The sequence below is a fragment of the Mycobacterium sp. URHD0025 genome (genome assembly GCF_000426065.1).
GTDB lineage: Bacteria > Actinomycetota > Actinomycetes > Mycobacteriales > Mycobacteriaceae > Mycobacterium.
In genome coordinates, this window is sequence record NZ_AUEQ01000013.1 from 146,153 (window position 1) to 161,919 (window position 15,767).

General features: G+C 66.9%; 12 protein-coding genes. 4 read left to right on the top strand and 8 right to left on the bottom strand.

Translation table 11 applies throughout. From position 1 onward, the window contains the following. Positions 1 to 25 precede the first annotated feature (25 nt). Positions 26 to 2,743: a S15 peptidase family protein gene (locus tag H977_RS0121005; protein ID WP_029109716.1), complete on the bottom strand. Its 2,718-nt coding sequence runs from the start codon at positions 2,741 to 2,743 to the stop codon at positions 26 to 28. Positions 2,744 to 2,881: 138 nt separating this feature from the next. Continuing rightward, positions 2,882 to 4,933: an NAD(+) synthase gene (locus H977_RS0121010; RefSeq protein ID WP_029109717.1), complete on the bottom strand. Its 2,052-nt coding sequence runs from the start codon at positions 4,931 to 4,933 to the stop codon at positions 2,882 to 2,884. A 57-nt stretch (positions 4,934 to 4,990) separates the two neighbouring features. On the opposite strand from H977_RS0121010, the gene H977_RS0121015 reads away from it, so the two are divergent. From H977_RS0121015 to H977_RS33605, 3 genes are all read left to right on the top strand, one after another. Further along, the gene (locus tag H977_RS0121015) at positions 4,991 to 5,530 is read left to right on the top strand and encodes a cysteine hydrolase family protein (RefSeq protein ID WP_029109718.1); all 540 of its coding nucleotides are present in this window, start codon (positions 4,991 to 4,993) and stop codon (positions 5,528 to 5,530) included. Between the two features lie 22 nt (positions 5,531 to 5,552). Beyond that, positions 5,553 to 6,419, top strand: coding sequence for an NAD-dependent protein deacetylase (locus H977_RS33600; protein ID WP_051288978.1), 867 nt, complete (start codon positions 5,553 to 5,555; stop codon positions 6,417 to 6,419). Between the two features lie 99 nt (positions 6,420 to 6,518). Continuing rightward, on the top strand, positions 6,519 to 7,064 hold the full coding sequence (locus H977_RS33605; RefSeq protein ID WP_036476608.1) for a DUF5994 family protein: 546 nt from the start codon (positions 6,519 to 6,521) through the stop codon (positions 7,062 to 7,064). Positions 7,065 to 7,069: 5 nt separating this feature from the next. Here the strand turns inward: H977_RS33605 and H977_RS0121030 are convergent, their stop codons facing one another. After that, positions 7,070 to 8,350: a cytochrome P450 gene (locus H977_RS0121030; protein WP_029109720.1), complete on the bottom strand. Its 1,281-nt coding sequence runs from the start codon at positions 8,348 to 8,350 to the stop codon at positions 7,070 to 7,072. 66 nt (positions 8,351 to 8,416) lie between these two features. Here H977_RS0121030 and H977_RS0121035 point away from each other — a divergent pair, with 66 nt between their 5' ends. After that, entirely contained in the window at positions 8,417 to 9,052 is a 636-nt protein-coding gene (locus H977_RS0121035; protein ID WP_029109721.1) for a TetR/AcrR family transcriptional regulator, read from the top strand. 49 nt (positions 9,053 to 9,101) lie between these two features. On the opposite strand, the gene proB is transcribed toward H977_RS0121035, so the two are convergent. The 5 genes from proB to rne all read right to left on the bottom strand — a co-directional run bounded on the left by proB (position 9,102) and on the right by rne (position 15,629). Then, on the bottom strand, positions 9,102 to 10,226 hold the full coding sequence (proB, locus tag H977_RS0121040) for a glutamate 5-kinase (RefSeq protein ID WP_196808294.1): 1,125 nt from the start codon (positions 10,224 to 10,226) through the stop codon (positions 9,102 to 9,104). A 5-nt stretch (positions 10,227 to 10,231) separates the two neighbouring features. Next, positions 10,232 to 11,680 carry a GTPase ObgE gene (obgE, locus tag H977_RS0121045; RefSeq protein ID WP_029109723.1) on the bottom strand — a complete coding sequence of 483 codons (1,449 nt, stop codon included), beginning with the start codon at positions 11,678 to 11,680 and terminating at the stop codon, positions 10,232 to 10,234. Positions 11,681 to 11,770: 90 nt separating this feature from the next. Next, positions 11,771 to 12,037, bottom strand: a complete 267-nt coding sequence (gene rpmA / locus H977_RS0121050) for a 50S ribosomal protein L27 (protein ID WP_003879727.1) — start codon at positions 12,035 to 12,037, stop codon at positions 11,771 to 11,773. 13 nt (positions 12,038 to 12,050) lie between these two features. Then, positions 12,051 to 12,362, bottom strand: coding sequence for a 50S ribosomal protein L21 (gene rplU, locus H977_RS0121055; protein ID WP_029109724.1), 312 nt, complete (start codon positions 12,360 to 12,362; stop codon positions 12,051 to 12,053). Positions 12,363 to 12,533: 171 nt separating this feature from the next. Further along, complete coding sequence (gene rne, locus H977_RS0121060; RefSeq protein ID WP_029109725.1) at positions 12,534 to 15,629, bottom strand: ribonuclease E; 3,096 nt, start codon at positions 15,627 to 15,629, stop codon at positions 12,534 to 12,536. Positions 15,630 to 15,767 lie beyond the last annotated feature (138 nt).

Below are 15,767 nucleotides of genomic sequence, written 5' to 3' on the forward strand. Positions count from 1 at the left end.
AGGCGAAGATGCGGCCCCCGCATCGCTAGACGCTCACCGCTTCCCGAGCGGCGTCGGCCGCCGGCTGCGCGTGGGCGCCGGCACCCACGGTCGGCAGCGACACCGCGACGCCGGAGATGTCGACGGCGCCGAACTGGGTGAAGTTGAGGAACGGCGTGGCCGAACTGGTGATCTGCACGGTGGCGGTGTGCCCGGGTTCCAGCGTGTAGGCCACCGCCTCCATCGGGATGGTGACGGTGTGCTCCTTGCCGTCGAGGGTGACCGGGATCGGAGTGACCACATTGCCGATCACCTTCCCGGTCTGGTCGTCGACGATCTGGGCGTAGACGTGGCGGCTGGTGCCGATGCCCGAATACGTCATCGTCAGTTCGGGCGCACCGACGATCTGGGTCGCCGTATCCGACGGCGCCGCCACCGTGACGTTCACCGCGTTGGTGGCCTTGGTGCCGTCGCCGAGCCCGAACGGAATCCCAGCCGCGCCCGGTCCCGAGCCGCCGAGGATCGGGACGATCCCGAGCAGACCGCCGCTGCCCGACGCCGTAACCGGGGCCCCGGCGAAATCGGGATCCGACGGCAGCAGATCGGACGTGTAGTGGGCGCCGTTCTGGTCGATCCACTGGAACGTGGGAAGAGTATCGGCCAGGCCGCCATCGACATTCTCGCCCTTGTGCTTGACGTAGGTGTCCAACCAGCTCAGCGTCGCGGTCTCGACCATCTCCGTGCTGTCGCCGGCCGGTGTCTCGCAGTTGCCGTGGCCGCCGCAGAACCACACCATCTTCACCGGAACACCGTTGGCGTCCAGAATCGTCGCGTTGTCGATGGCCTGCTGCAGCGGGAACAAGACGTCGACCGTGCCCTGGATGATCAGCGTGGGAGCGGTGATCTTGTTGACCAGGGAGGTCGGGCCGCTGCCGGCCAGTACGGCCTGTTGCTCCGGGGTGAGGACACCCAGCAGCGCTCCGGTGAAGATGCCTGCGTACAACTGGTTGTTGATGTGGGCGCCCGATGTCACGAGCGAAAGCAGCAGCAGCGCAGCGTAGGACGTCTTGAACGCCTCGTTGGGGTACAGCGAACTGTTCAGCGAGTTCCACGAGATCGTCGGGACAATCGCGTCGATCCGGTTGTCGGTACCCGCGGCCACCCACTGGATGCCGCCGCCGTACGACGGGCCGACCATGCCCATTCGCGGGTCATTCGCGGCGTCGAGCTGCGTTCCGGGACGTTTGGCGACGTAGTCGATCATGGCCGACACATCGCGGCCCTCGTAGAACGGGTTGTCCAGCTGCAGTATCCCGCCCGAGGCGTGCTCACCCCGGGAATCCCAGGTGACGACGTTGTAGCCGGCGTCGCGGAACGTGCCGACACCGGTGGCGCCACCGGTGTACGGATTCGTGTCACCCGCGCTGGACAGGCCCGCACCGCTGAAGATGGTCGGCGCTTCCCCGCCTGCCTGCAGGCCCGATGCCGGAAACCAGTTCATGCTGATCTCGGTTCCGTCGAACGAGGTGACCTTGTAGGTGTAGGCCACCGGGGTGCCCGCGGGCGCCAGCTGACCGACGTTGACGTCGACGTCGACCATCTCGGAATCGCCGATGAGCGGGGCCAGCAGGTCGTTCACCACGGGCACCTGGTGAACGATCACCAGCACCTGCGGCACGAACGAACCCACGATCGGGATCTGTTGCAGCGCAGCGTCGAACGCCGTGGTCTCGGCGACCAGGACGGTGAACTTCTCTGTACCGCCGCTGTCGACCACGGTCGCGTACGGCAGGAACGTGAACGAGCCGTTGGCCGAGTCGAGCCGAACCTTGCCACCCGCGCTCGGATCTCCGATCACGGTGTAGGTGAGCGGCAGCCCGCTCGTGCTCGTCGCCCCCGTCGCGCCGTGGATGATGCCGTCGGTGATGCCGACCGAAGGGGCCGCGGTGATGCCACCGGTGGCGGTGACCGAGGGTGAGACGGCCGCGGTGGAGAACTCCCGGCGCGCGGCCGCCAACAGAACCCACTCGGCGGGCGAATCGGGCGTCGGTGCGGTCGGCGAATTTCCGGCCAGCGTCGCGGCGATGTCGTTGACGACGCTCGCGAGCAGGCCCCGCACGGGAGCCAGGACAGCAGTCGGCTGTTCGGCCTTCGCGGTCGCTGTCACGCCCGGTTTCGCCGCGGGTGCGTCGGCGGCGTCGGTTTCGACAGCCTCGAGCGTGAGGTCTTCCACGGCCGGCGGCTCGGAATCCTGGGCGTGATCGCGAAGGGGCCGCGGCAGTTTCGGCGTCGCGAGCGACGGGACCCGCGGTGTCTCGGCGACCCCGGCCGCAGTCGCCTGCTTGGCCGAATCGGCACTCTTGGTGCCCTCGCCAACCGAGGGGGCCGATGCCGCGCCGTGACGGGTCAGGCGGGCCTCGATCGTGGCCTGGGCGTCCGAGAGTCGGTCGGCGATCGTCTGAACGGAGTCCGACTTCGGCGTTGCCGGACTCACGCGGTGACGGCCGGATTCACCGGCTTTGGCCACCCGGTCTCTGATCGCCGCGCGCACCGCCGCCTGCCGCACCGAGCGAGCGTTCTGCCGGTCCTTCGCCGGCCCCTTGGCGGCCGGGGCGGACACCGACTCCGACGACGTGTCGCCGGACCCGGGTGATGCCGAGGCGACCGGGGTACCCAGTGCCTGACCACCGAGAACGACAGCCGACCCGACCCCGAGCGCGACCGCCAATCCCCCTACCCGACCGACGTACTTTGCAGCACCCAACCCAACCTCCTAGACCGACATCCGGCGACGCCGGACTGTGACCTGCCGCACATTAGCGTGCCGACGTGAGGCAGAAGGTTAGCTTGTCAATTTTTTTCGACGTCAATTGGGTGGAGCGGTCCGTTGGCCGGAGGTGGCCTATTGCTCGGGAATGTTCCGCTCGATCTCGTCGAGCCAGATCCGCGCCGACATGTCCGAGGGCGCCCGCCAGTCACCACGCGGAGACAAGGCGCCGCCGTGCGACACCTTGGGACCGTTCGGCAGCGCCGAACGCTTGAACTGGGAGAACGAGTAGAACCGCTGCGCGAACACCTGCAGCCAGTGCCGGATCTCCTTGAGGGAGTACGCCGGGCGCTTGTCTTCGGGGAACCCGGCCGGCCAGTCACCGAGAGCCGGATCATGCCAGGCGTGCCAGGCCAGGAAGGCCACCTTCGACGGGCGGAAACCGTAACGCAGCACCTGGAACAACGAGAAGTCCTGCAGCACATACGGTCCGACCTTGGCCTCGCTGCTCTGGATCTCCTCGTCCTCCCCCGTCGGGACCAGCTCCGGGGTGATCTCGGTGTCCAGCACGGACTGCAGCACCTCGTTGACTTCCGAGTCCTGCGCGCCGAATTGACCCGATGAGATCACCCATCGGATCAGGTGCTGGATAAGGGTTTTCGGCACCCCGCCGTTGACGTTGTAGTGCGACATCTGGTCGCCGACACCGTAGGTCGACCAGCCCAGGGCCAGCTCGGACAGGTCCCCGGTGCCGAGCACGATGCCGCCACGCTGATTGGCCAGCCGGAACAGGTAATCGGTACGCAGACCGGCCTGCACGTTCTCGAAGGTGACGTCGTAGACCTTCTCGCCGCGGCCGAACGGATGGTCCATCTCGGTCAGCATCAGCTCGGCCGTCTTCTTGATGTCGATCTCTTCGAACGTCACACCGAGGGCACGGCTCAACCGGATGGCGTTGTTCTTGGTGCGGTCACCGGTGGCGAACCCGGGAAGCGTGAACGCGAGAATGTCGCTGCGCGGACGGTTTTCGCGATCCATCGCCCGCGCCGCCACGATCAGGGCGTGAGTGGAATCCAGCCCGCCGGACACCCCGATGACCACCTTGGGGTAGTTCAGGGCACGCAGCCGCTGTTCCAGACCCGACACCTGGATGTTGTAGGCCTCATAGCAATCCTGTTGCAGCCGTGCGGGGTCCGCCGGCACGAACGGGAACCGCTCGATCTCGCGCAACAGCCCGATGTCACCCGTCGGCGGATCGAGCTGGAACTCGATGCGCCGGAACGAATCCACCTGGGCACCGTGGTTTCTGGCGTTGTCGTCGAACGTTCCCATGCGCAGTCGCTCGGACCGGATCAACTCCAGGTCCACGTCGGCCACCGACCGTCGTTCACCGTGCGGGAAGCGCTCACTGTCGGCGAGCAGTAACCCGTTCTCCCAGATCATCGTCTGACCGTCCCAGGCCAGGTCGGTGGTCGACTCCCCCTCTCCGGCAGCGGCATAGATGTATGCGGCCAGACAGCGCGACGAGGCCGACCGGGCCAGCAGACACCGGTCGTCGGCGCGGCCGACGGTGATCGGACTGCCCGAGAGGTTGGCCAGCACCGTCGCCCCTGCCAGCGCGGCCTGCGCACTGGGCGGCACCGGCACGAACATGTCCTCGCAGATCTCGACGTGCAAGACCAGTCCGGGGAGGTCCGAGGCGACGAACAGCAGGTCCGGTCCGAACGGCACCTCCGCACCGGCCACCCGGATGGTGCCGCGCATGTCGGCGCCGGGCGCCATCTGCCTGCGCTCGTAGAACTCGCGGTAGGTCGGCAGATAAGACTTGGGGGCCACGCCCAGCACCGCCCCGCGGTGGATGATCACGGCGGTGTTGTAGATCCGGTGCCGATGCCGCAACGGCGCGCCGACCACCAACACCGGCGTCAACACCACCGAGGCCGCGACGATCTCGATGAGCGCCTGTTCCACCGATTCCAACAGGGTGTCCTGTAACAGGATGTCGTCGATCGAATAGCCCGACAAGGTCAGCTCGGGGAACACGGCGACTGCCACACCGTCGTCGTGGCAGGCCTGGGCCAGGCGGAGCACCGATTCGGCGTTCGCCGGCGGATCCGCCAGCGCAGTGTGATGAGTGCAGGCGGCAACCCGCGCGAAACCGTGGTGGTAGGCGCTGTAGAAGTCCATCAGGCCCATTGTCACCCGAAAAGTGTCAAGATCGGGGCACTGGGTACCAAATGACGCATGAGTGATACCGCGCTCGTGGTTGTGGACATGCTCAACCATTACCGGCACGAAGATGCCGAAAAGTTGGCTCCCAATGTGGCCCCGATCATCGACCCGCTGGTCGGACTGATCGAAGCCGCGCGCAGCCGCGACGATGTCGACCTGATCTATGTCAACGACAATTACGGCGATTTCGCCGCCCAGTTCAGCGATATCGTCGACGCCGCGCTGGCCGGCGAGCACCCGGATCTGGTGCGCCCGATCGTGCCCGCGGACGACTGCCTGCTGCTGACCAAGGTGCGCCACAGCGTGTTCTATGCGACCGCGCTGCACTACCTGCTGGGCCGGTTGGGCAGCCGGCGGGTGGTACTTGCCGGTCAGGTCACCGAGCAGTGCATTCTCTACAGCGCGCTCGACGCCTACGTCCGGCATTTCGACGTGGTCGTACCCGCCGACGCCGTTGCCCACATCGACGCCGGGCTGGGTGACGCGGCGTTGGAGATGATGCGCAGGAACATGAGCGCGAAGGTCGTTCCTGCGTCTGAATGCCTGGGCTGACGGGCGGCCTATCCTGGCGAGGGTGGATGCCCCCGAACTCGTCGCCCTCCTGCAGGGACGCCGCGTCGCGGTGCTGACCGGGGCCGGGATGTCGACCGACTCCGGAATCCCCGACTACCGCGGTCCCGATTCCCCGCCGAGCAATCCGATGACCATCCGGCAGTTCACCTCCGATCCCGTCTTCCGGCAGCGGTACTGGGCCCGCAATCACATCGGCTGGCGCCACATGGACGCGACTCTGCCCAATGCCGGGCACCGTGCGCTGGCCGCGCTGGAATCCGCTGGTGTGGTGAGCGGCCTGATCACCCAGAACGTGGACCTGTTGCACAGCAAGGCCGGTAGCCGGACGGTGGTCGATCTGCACGGCAGCTACGCGCAGGTGATCTGCCTGGATTGCGGTGCGACCATGCGTCGCGACGAGCTGGCGGAATTGCTGGAAGCAGCCAATCCCGGGTTCCTCGAACGGGCGGAGTCGGTCGGGGGCATCGCGGTGGCCCCGGACGCCGACGCCGTGGTGCGCGAGACGCATTCTTTCACCATCGTGGACTGCGAGGCCTGCGGCGGCATGCTCAAACCCGACATCGTCTACTTCGGTGAGAGTGTTCCCAAAGACCGTGTCGAGCAAGCATATTCGATGGTGGAGGACGCCGAGGCGCTGTTGGTGGCGGGCTCCTCCCTCACCGTGTATTCGGGTTACCGATTCGTCCGGCATGCGGCCGCGCACAACATCCCGGTGGGCATCATCAACCGCGGACCCACCCGCGGCGACGACCTGGCCACGGTCAAGGTCGAGGCCGGCTGTTCGGAGATGCTGGCGCTGCTGAGCGGTGAACTCAGGACGACGTCAACGGCACCGGCGTCGGCATACCAACCGGGCCTGACGGCGTAAGCTCTGACCTGTCGGCGGTACTTCGAGCACGCGACCTTTCGACGTGTCATCGCTGATTTGCGGGATAGGGCCGGATCCGGCCAAGACGGGAGCGTCGCCATGACGCCACAGCAGACACGTAAGAATGACCAGAACTCCACCGTGCCGGCGCGCACGCCACGGCTGCGGCTGAAACCCAAAGCTCCCCAAAGCGGATATGTGGACGGGGCGTGGTGGCCCCATTCCGACGACCTCACCGAAGAACTGCCGGATCTGCTGGCGGTGCTCTCGGTCCGTCTGGGTCGCATCGAGCGGGTCCTCTATCACTTCCCGGCATGGGCCAGTGCACCACGCAAATTCGTCACCGGTGGGCGGACCGTACGCCTGGACGGGTACCGGCTTCAACCGCTGAACACCGTCGAGATTCTCGGCCTCGATGGCGACCGGCTCACCCTGATGGTGATTCCGCCACACACCGACGCCGACGACGCCCACACCGCCATGATGACCGCGGCCGAACCCGACAACGCGGCCAGTGTCGACGGATTGCTCGTGACCAGTGAGCGCGACCGGGCATGGCGCACGCAGGTGTCCATCGCCCAAGAACGCTGGGAATCAGACAGCGAAGCCACCGCATCCCGGGAGCGGGTACAGACGCAGGCCTGATCGCGTCAGGAGAACGTGCACGGCATCGACCGGATGGCGTGCACGAAGTTGCCTTGCAGATATGCCGGTTCTCCCGCGGCGATATCGGGCAGTTGACGCAGCAGCTCGCCGAAGACTGCCCGCAGCTGCGTCCGGGCGACATGCGCGCCCAGGCAGAAGTGGCGTCCACCGCCGCCGAACCCCAAGTGCGGATTGGGCTTTCGGTTCAGGTCGAAAACGTCGGGCCGGTCGAACACGTCGGTGTCCCAGTTTCCCGACGCATAGAACATCACCACTTTGTCGCCCGCGGAGATCTGCCGGCCACCGAGTTCGACATCGACGGCCGCCGTCCGGCGGAAGGTCATCACCGGGGTGGCCCACCGGACGAACTCCTCGACGGCACCGCCGATCCTGTCGTCGAAATCCTCCATCAGCCACGCCCGTTGACCTGGGTGGTCGGTGAGCGCCTTGAGCGCATGGCTGCTGGCCTGCCGCGTGGTGTCGTTGCCCGCGACCGCCAGCAGCACGAAGAACGCGGCCACCTCGGCATCGGTGAGCCGGTCTCCGTCCACCTCGGCAAGTACCAGCGCACTGATCAGATCGTTCCCCGGATTCTCCCGACGTTGTGCGGCAAGCGCATTCGCCACCTGGTGCAGGTACATCTGGCTTTGCAGCAGCACCTCCAACGGGTTGCGCCCCGCCAGGTACACCGGGTCAGACCAGGAGACCATCGCGTCGGCGGCATGCGCCACCTGCTGGCGTTCGGACTCGGGAATCCCGACCATGTCCGACAACGTGCGGATGGGCAGTTCCTTGGCGCACTGCTCGACGAAATCCACCCCGCTGCCTGCGTCTCCGAGCTCGGCCACGATCTGACGGGCGTTGTCCTGGATCGAGGTTTCGATGCGGGCCACCTGCCGAGGCGTGAAAGCCGAATGGACGAGTTTGCGGATCAGCGTGTGCCGCGGCGCATCCATCGCCAGGAATGACTGTGAGGCCTCCAGCAACTCTTCCGGAACCGTCTCGAACAACACCCCTTTGCCCGACAAGAACGTCTCACTGTCGCGGCTGATGGCCACGATGTCGGCGTGCCGGGTGACGGCCCAGAATCCTCGATCGTCGGGATCCTCCATGAGGGAGTCCTCGACCGGCGGATGCCAACTGACCGGGCGTGCGGCGCGGAGCTCGGCGAAGGTGTTTTCCCGCTCGGCTGCCGTGGTGGCCCAGAACGCCCGCGAGGACAGGTCGATCGGGTCGTAGGGGCGCGCACCGGCAGCGGAGGCAGATGTGATGGGCGACACAGTCATGTTGCTGACGATAAGTCTAGACACTATGTCTAGTCAAGGTGTGGCGATAACCGATACCCTGGGCCCATGCCATCGGTAACGCGAAAACCGCAGGCCAACCGGGAAGAACGGCGCGAGCGGATCGAAAGGCAACTGCTGGACGCCACCGACCGGCTGATGGCTGACGGCACCAGCTTCACCGAGCTCAGCGTGGACAAACTGGCCACCGAGGCCGGGATCTCGCGGGCCAGCTTCTACATCTATTTCGAGGACAAGGGCCATCTGCTGCGCCGGCTGGCGACACAGGTGTTCGGTGACCTCAGCGACGCCGCACAGCAGTGGTGGGGCGTCGCGGCCCGGCGCGATCCCGCCGACGTCCGCACCGCCATGTCAGGCATCATCGCCAGCTATCGGCGGCATCAGCCGGTGTTGATCGCGCTGAACGAGATGTCCGCCTACGACCCTCTCGTCGGACAGACCTACCGCGAGCTGCTGGCCGGGATCTCCGAAAGACTCACCGAGGTGATCGAGGACGGCCACTCCGACGGGTCGATCCGACGACAATTGCCGGCCGCTGTCACCGCGAGCACACTGACCTGGATGGTGGAGCGAACGTGCCACCAGAATCTGCCGTCACAGCCGCCGTCGTATGACGCCGAGCTGGCCGATACCCTCACCGAAATCATCTGGGGCGCGCTCTATCTGGAGTCTCCCAGCCAGTGATTTGTGGAGTCTGGGCCGCCACCAGCACGGCTCGCACTCCACAAATCGCCTAGGTGGCGACCAGATCGTCGGCGTGCACCGCGGGCCGGCGCAGCTCGGCAGGCAGGTCGGGTGTCGAGCGGCCGATGATCGCCGCCAACTCCGAAGCCTCGTAGGCCACCACGCCGCGCGCGACGGTTTGGCCGTCGAGCGACCGCAGATCCACCACGTCGCCGCCGTGGAATCGCCCCGTCACCTCGGTGATGCCGGCGGGCAGCAACGAACGGCGCTGTTTGACGACCGCACGCACCGCGCCGTCGTCGAGAGTCAACGCCCCGTGGGACTCCGCGGCGTGGCGAACCCAGAATCGCCGCGCCGACATCCGCTCGGGCCGCGGCGCGAACACCGTGCCCACCGAGGCATCGCTGAGCGCCGCAGTCGCATCGGCCGCGGCCGCCAACAGCACGGGCACGCCGGCGTCCGCGGCCAACAGCGCCGAGGACAACTTCGAGGCCATGCCGCCGGTACCCAAGTTGCTGCCTCCGCCGGCCACCACGCCGTCGAGATGCTCTCGCGCGGCGACCTCGGGGATGAAGCGGGCCGGTTTGTCCGAGGGCGCCTTCCGCGGGTCACCGTCGTAGAGACCATCGATGTCGGACAGCAGGATCAGGGCGTCGGCGCCGACCAGTTGGGCTACCAGCGCCGAGAGCCGATCGTTGTCACCGAACCTGATCTCGTTGGTGGCCACCGTGTCGTTCTCGTTGACGATCGCCACCGCGTGCAGTGCGCGCAATCGGTCCAGTGTGCGCTGAGCGTTGTTGTGCTGCACCCGCATCGAGATGTCCTGTGCGGTCAACAGCACCTGCCCGACGGTGCGGTCGTAGACCCCGAACGCCGAACTCCAGGCATTGACCAGGGCCACCTGTCCGACGCTGGCCGCCGCCTGTTTGGTGGCCAGATCTGTTGGGCGCTTGGAGAGTCCGAGGGGTTCGATGCCGGCGGCGATGGCGCCGGAAGACACGATCACCAGATCGGAGCCGGCTTTCATGCGACCTTCGATGGCCTCCACCAGCACGGCGAGCCGTCCGGCGTCGAACACACCGGACGGGGTGGTGAGCGCAGTCGTGCCGATCTTGACGACGACCCTGCGTGCCGTCCGAATCGCATCGCGATGTGGTGAGTGCGCGGACTCCACGCTCGTCACTCGTCTTCGCTTCCCGGATGGCGGCGCTCCTTGCGCGCGGCCTTGCGCTCGGACGCGCCGATCCGGTCGGTCTGCTCGAGCCGGATGTCGGTGCCTCGCCCGGTCAGCGGCATATCCACACCGGCAGGCGTCTGCGGTTCCCAGTCGAAGGTCATGTCGCCGATGGTCACGGCGCAGCCGGGCTTGGCGCCCTTCTTCCACAGCTCGTCCTCGACACCCAACCGCGCCAACCGGTCACCCAGGTAACCGACGGCCTCGTCGTTGTCGAAGTTGGTCTGGGCGATCCAGCGCTCGGGACGGGTACCGCGCACGATGAATCCGCCGAATCCGTCGGTCTCGACGGTGAAGCCGCTCTCGTCGACGGCGATCGGCCGGATCACCGGACGCCTCGGCACCACGACAGGCTGCGCATCGCGGTAGGCCTTCACCATCTCCCACAGCGCAAAGATCAGGGGGCGCAAGCCATCACGGCTGACCGTCGAGATCTCGTACACCGGCCAGCCGAACTGCGACTCCACCTCTTCCCGCACGAAGTCGGCCAACTCGCGGGCATCGGGAACGTCGATCTTGTTGAGCACCACCGCACGTGGCCGCGACGCCAGGTCGCCAAGGGTGGAATCGCCCTGCAGAGTCGGGGTGTAGGCGGCGAGTTCGGCCTCCAGCGCCTCGATATCGGAGATCGGGTCACGCCCCGGCTCCATGGTGGCGCAGTCCACGACATGGACGAGCACGGCGCAGCGCTCAAGGTGCCGGAGGAATTCCAGACCCAGGCCCCGACCCTCGGAGGCGCCGGGGATCAGACCGGGAACGTCGGCGACGGTGAAGGTGTTGTCTCCCGCCGACACCACGCCCAGGTTGGGCACCAGCGTGGTGAACGGATAGTCGGCGATCTTGGGCTTGGCCGCCGAGATGGTCGACACCAGAGATGATTTACCCGCAGAGGGAAAGCCGATCAGGCCCACATCGGCGACAGTCTTGAGTTCCAGGGTGAGATCTCGGGACTGGCCCTTCTCACCCAGCAGGGCGAAGCCGGGAGCCTTACGAGCCCGGGAGGCCAGCGCCGCGTTGCCGAGCCCGCCGCGACCACCCTGTGCGGCTTCGAAGCGGGTGCCTGCACCGACCATGTCGGCCAGCATGCGACCGTTCTCATCGAGCACGACCGTGCCATCGGGCACGCGCACGATCAGGTCATCGCCTGCGGCGCCGTCACGATTGCTGCCCGCACCCTGCTTACCCGAGGGTGCGACGACATGGGGATGAAAGTGGAAGTCCAGCAAGGTGTGAACCTGCGGATCCACCACCAGCACGATGCTGCCGCCACGACCGCCATTGCCGCCGTCGGGCCCGCCGAGGGGTTTGAATTTCTCGCGGTGCACCGACGCGCAGCCGTGGCCGCCGTTTCCGGCACTCGCATGGATGACGACGCGGTCTACGAACCGGGGCATCGGACATCCTCTCCGTCGAATGTGAAGCTATCTCGAAAGTTCCTTCGAGAACTCGCAGCAGCTTCACATTCGCGGAGAATCCTCGAAGTCTCAGGCCTCCGGGCGCGGCACGGGAACGATGTTCACGTGCTTGCGGCCACGCTTGGAACCGAACTCCACTGAGCCGGGGGCCAGCGCGAACAGCGTGTCGTCGCCGCCACGGCCGACGTTCACGCCGGGGTGGAAGTGGGTGCCGCGCTGCCGGACCAAGATTTCGCCCGCCTTGACGACCTGACCACCGAAACGCTTGACGCCGAGCCGCTGTGCTGCGGACTCACGACCGTTGCGCGAGCTGGAAGCGCCCTTCTTGTGTGCCATGTCCGAACGTCTCCTACTTGATTCCGGTCACCTTGAGCACGGTCAGCTGCTGACGGTGCCCTTGGCGCTTGTGATAGCCGGTCTTGTTCTTGAACTTGTGGATGCGGATCTTGGGACCCTTGGTGTGCTCCAGCACCTCGCCGGTCACGGCGACCTTGGCCAGGTCATCGGCCTTGCTGGTGACGTTGGCACCGTCGACCACCAGGGCGACCGGCAGCGATACCGACGCGCCCGGCTCGGATTCGAGCTTCTCAACCTTCACCACGTCACCGACGGCAACCTTGTACTGCTTGCCGCCGGTCTTGACGATTGCGTATGTCGCCATCGTGTCCTCTGCTGCTCTCTGCGGGCGCGCGCTACCGGTCGGTGCGTGCGCGGGTCTTGGGTGGCGGGGTACCCCGCCGTCACCGGCCTGGACTACAGGCTCTGGAGACAACTGGTCAAGGGTACTTGACCAGCGGGTAGAGGGTCAAACCGCCCGGAAGGCCGCCATCTTCTACTCGCGGACGGGCGGTCCGGCGGGCCTGGCCGCGGCGCGCCGACGGACCCGGCCGCCGCTGGGCGGCGTCACCACGACCGCCATCGGAGGCTGGTAGGCGTCCTCGTCCGAATCATCCTCGGACTCATCGTCGTCTGAATCGTCCTCGGACTCATCGCCATCAGATTCATCGTCGGCGTCGTCGTCATCAGCGTCGGAGTCGTCGTCGATGTCTTCCAGGTCATCGTCTTCGTCGTCCGCATCGAGGTCATCGTCATCGAGATCGATCTCGTCCTCGTCGGATTCGTCCTCCGGCTCGGTGTCGTCGTCGGACTCCTCGACATCCTGCTCGTCGAACTCGCCTTCGCGTGCCTCATCGGTCACGTCGGCGTTCTCGGGCGCACCGTGCTCTTCGTCTTCGGCCTCATGCGCGTGACCCACAGCATGCTCGTGTTCGTCGAAGCCCTCGTCGCCTTCGTGGTCCTCATGATCGCGACCGTTCGCCGCGGCCATCGCCTTGAACATCGGATGCTCGCCGGCCGCATGGGCCGGAACCTTGGGAATCTGAACCTCTTCGGGCTCGGGACGGGCAGCGCCCTTCTTGCCCCGCTTACTGCGCCGTCCGCTGCCGCTGCCGCCGTTCGATTCGGTCTTGCGTCCGCCGCCCGCACTCGCCGAAGCGGTGTCGACGGGGTCGCCGTGCAGCACGATGCCGCGGCCCGCGCAGTGCGTGCACGTCGTCGAGAACGCCTCGACCAGACCGGTACCCAACTTCTTCCGGGTCAACTGCACGAGTCCCAGCGAGGTCACCTCGGAGACCTGGTGGCGGGTACGGTCGCGGCCCAGCGCCTCGGTCAGCCGGCGCAGCACCAGATCACGGTTCGATTCGAGCACCATGTCGATGAAGTCGATGACCACGATGCCGCCGATATCGCGCAACCTCAGCTGCCGCACGATCTCCTCGGCGGCTTCGAGGTTGTTACGGGTGACGGTCTGCTCGAGGTTGCCGCCGGCTCCGGTGAACTTGCCGGTGTTGACGTCGACGACGGTCATCGCCTCGGTGCGGTCGATGACCAGGGTTCCGCCCGAGGGCAGCCACACCTTGCGGTCCATCGCCTTGGCCAGCTGCTCTTCGATGCGGTGCACGGCGAAAACGTCGGGAGCATCGGCGCCACCGGCGGGCTCGTACTTGGTGAGCCGCCCCAGCAGATCGGGAGCGACCGTGTTGACGTACGAGTTGATGGTCTCCCAGGCGTCGTCACCGGAAACGATCAGGCCCGAGAAATCCTCGTTGAACAGGTCGCGGATGACCTTGACCAGCACATCGGGCTCTTCGTAGAGCGCGACGGCGGCGCCGGCCTTCTTGGCCGTGACCTCGGCGGCCTTGGCATCGATCTCGGTCCAGCGCTGCTGCAGCCGCTCGACGTCGGAGCGGATGTCCTCTTCTTTGACGCCCTCGGACGCGGTGCGGATGATCACACCCGCATCGGCAGGCACGACCTCTTTGAGGATCTCCTTGAGGCGCTGGCGTTCGGTGTCGGGCAGCTTGCGGCTGATCCCGGTGGACGACGCGCCGGGTACGTAGACCAGGTAGCGGCCGGCCAGTGACACCTGTGTGGTGAGTCGGGCACCCTTGTGCCCCACCGGGTCCTTGCTGACCTGGACCACCACATAGTCGCCCGGCTTGAGCGCCTGCTCGATCTTGCGGTTGGACCCGCCGAGCCCGGCGGCCTCCCAGTTCACCTCGCCGGCGTAGAGCACACCGTTGCGGCCGCGACCGATGTCGACGAACGCGGCCTCCATCGAAGGCAGCACGTTCTGCACGATGCCCAGGTAGATGTTGCCGACGAGTGACGCCGAGGCCGCTGACGTGACGAAGTGCTCGACGACGACGCCGTCTTCCAGCACCGCTATCTGGGTGTAGCGGGCACCTTCGTGCGGGGGCTCGGTGCGTACCTTGTCGCGCACGATCATCGTGCGTTCGACGGCCTCGCGGCGCGCCAGGAACTCTGCTTCGCTCAGGATCGGCGGGCGACGACGGCCCGCGTCGCGGCCATCACGGCGGCGCTGACGCTTGGCCTCCAGGCGGGTCGATCCGCTGATCCCCTGGATCTCCGAATCGTCGCTGCCCTTGCTCGACCGCTCGGCGCGGGGCGCGCGCTCGTGAACGACCGTGTTGGGCGGGTCGTCGGGCGAAGCCGCGTCATCGTTGTCACCGGAGCCGGACTTGCGCCGGCGGCGACGACGCCGGCGACGGGTGCCGCCGTCGCTGCCGGTGGAGTCCTCGTCGCTTCCCTCGTCCGACTCGTCGGAGTCCTCATCGGAATCCTGGTCCGACTCGTTCTGGTCGTCGGCGTTGTCGGAGTCGGAATCGGGGCCGGATTCAGGCCCGTTGTCGTCCAGCTGCTCGCCGCGGCCACGACCGCGCCCCCGGCGACCACGGCGGCGCCGGCGCGCGGCGGGACGGTCCGCCTGCTCGTCGTCCGTCTCGGAGTCGGTGTCGCTGGTGTCGCCGTCATCGTCTTCGTCGTCGTCATCCTCGTCGACGTGCACCTGCACGAAGCTGACGGGCTGGGGCGCGACGAACAGTGGCAGGTAATCGGCGCGCTCGGCGTGCGGCTCGCGGGCCGGCGGGATGTTCGCCGTCTCCAGGATCAACCGCGACTCGGGCTCGTCGCCGACCAGGACGGCGTCGGCGTCAGACTGCGCCTCGGCAGCGGGCTGGGCGCCGACGGATTCGGTGACGGTAACGGTGACCGCCTCGACCTGGACAGGTTCTGGCTGCGCTACTTCGGCCTGTTCAGTGGCTGCTTCGGTGGCCGTCGCTTCGGTGGCCGTCGCTTCGGTGGCCGTCGCCTCGGTGGCCGTCGCTTCGGTGGCCGCAGCCTCGGTCGAACCGACGGCGAGCGCCTCGCGGACCCGCTCGGCGTCGACCTTGTCGATGGTGGAGTGCGCGCTGCGCTGACGCCCGTCGAACTCGGCAAGGGCATCGAGCACGCGCCTGCTGGTGGTGCCGAGCACCCGCGCCAGAGAGTGGACTCTCAGCCGCTCGGGCAGTCCCTCCTGTTGCGGAGTCTGGGTTGATAGGTCGTCATTCTGGGCATCTTCGGCCACGAATTCTCCTCAAGCCCCCGGGCGCGTCTAAACGACGCGGCCACGCGAGGGCTTCCGCTATTGGCCCGGGCACTTTCCCCGGACTTGTTGTGGTCTCGCTCCGGGCGGTTCGCTAGGGAACCCACCCGGTGCCTGGCT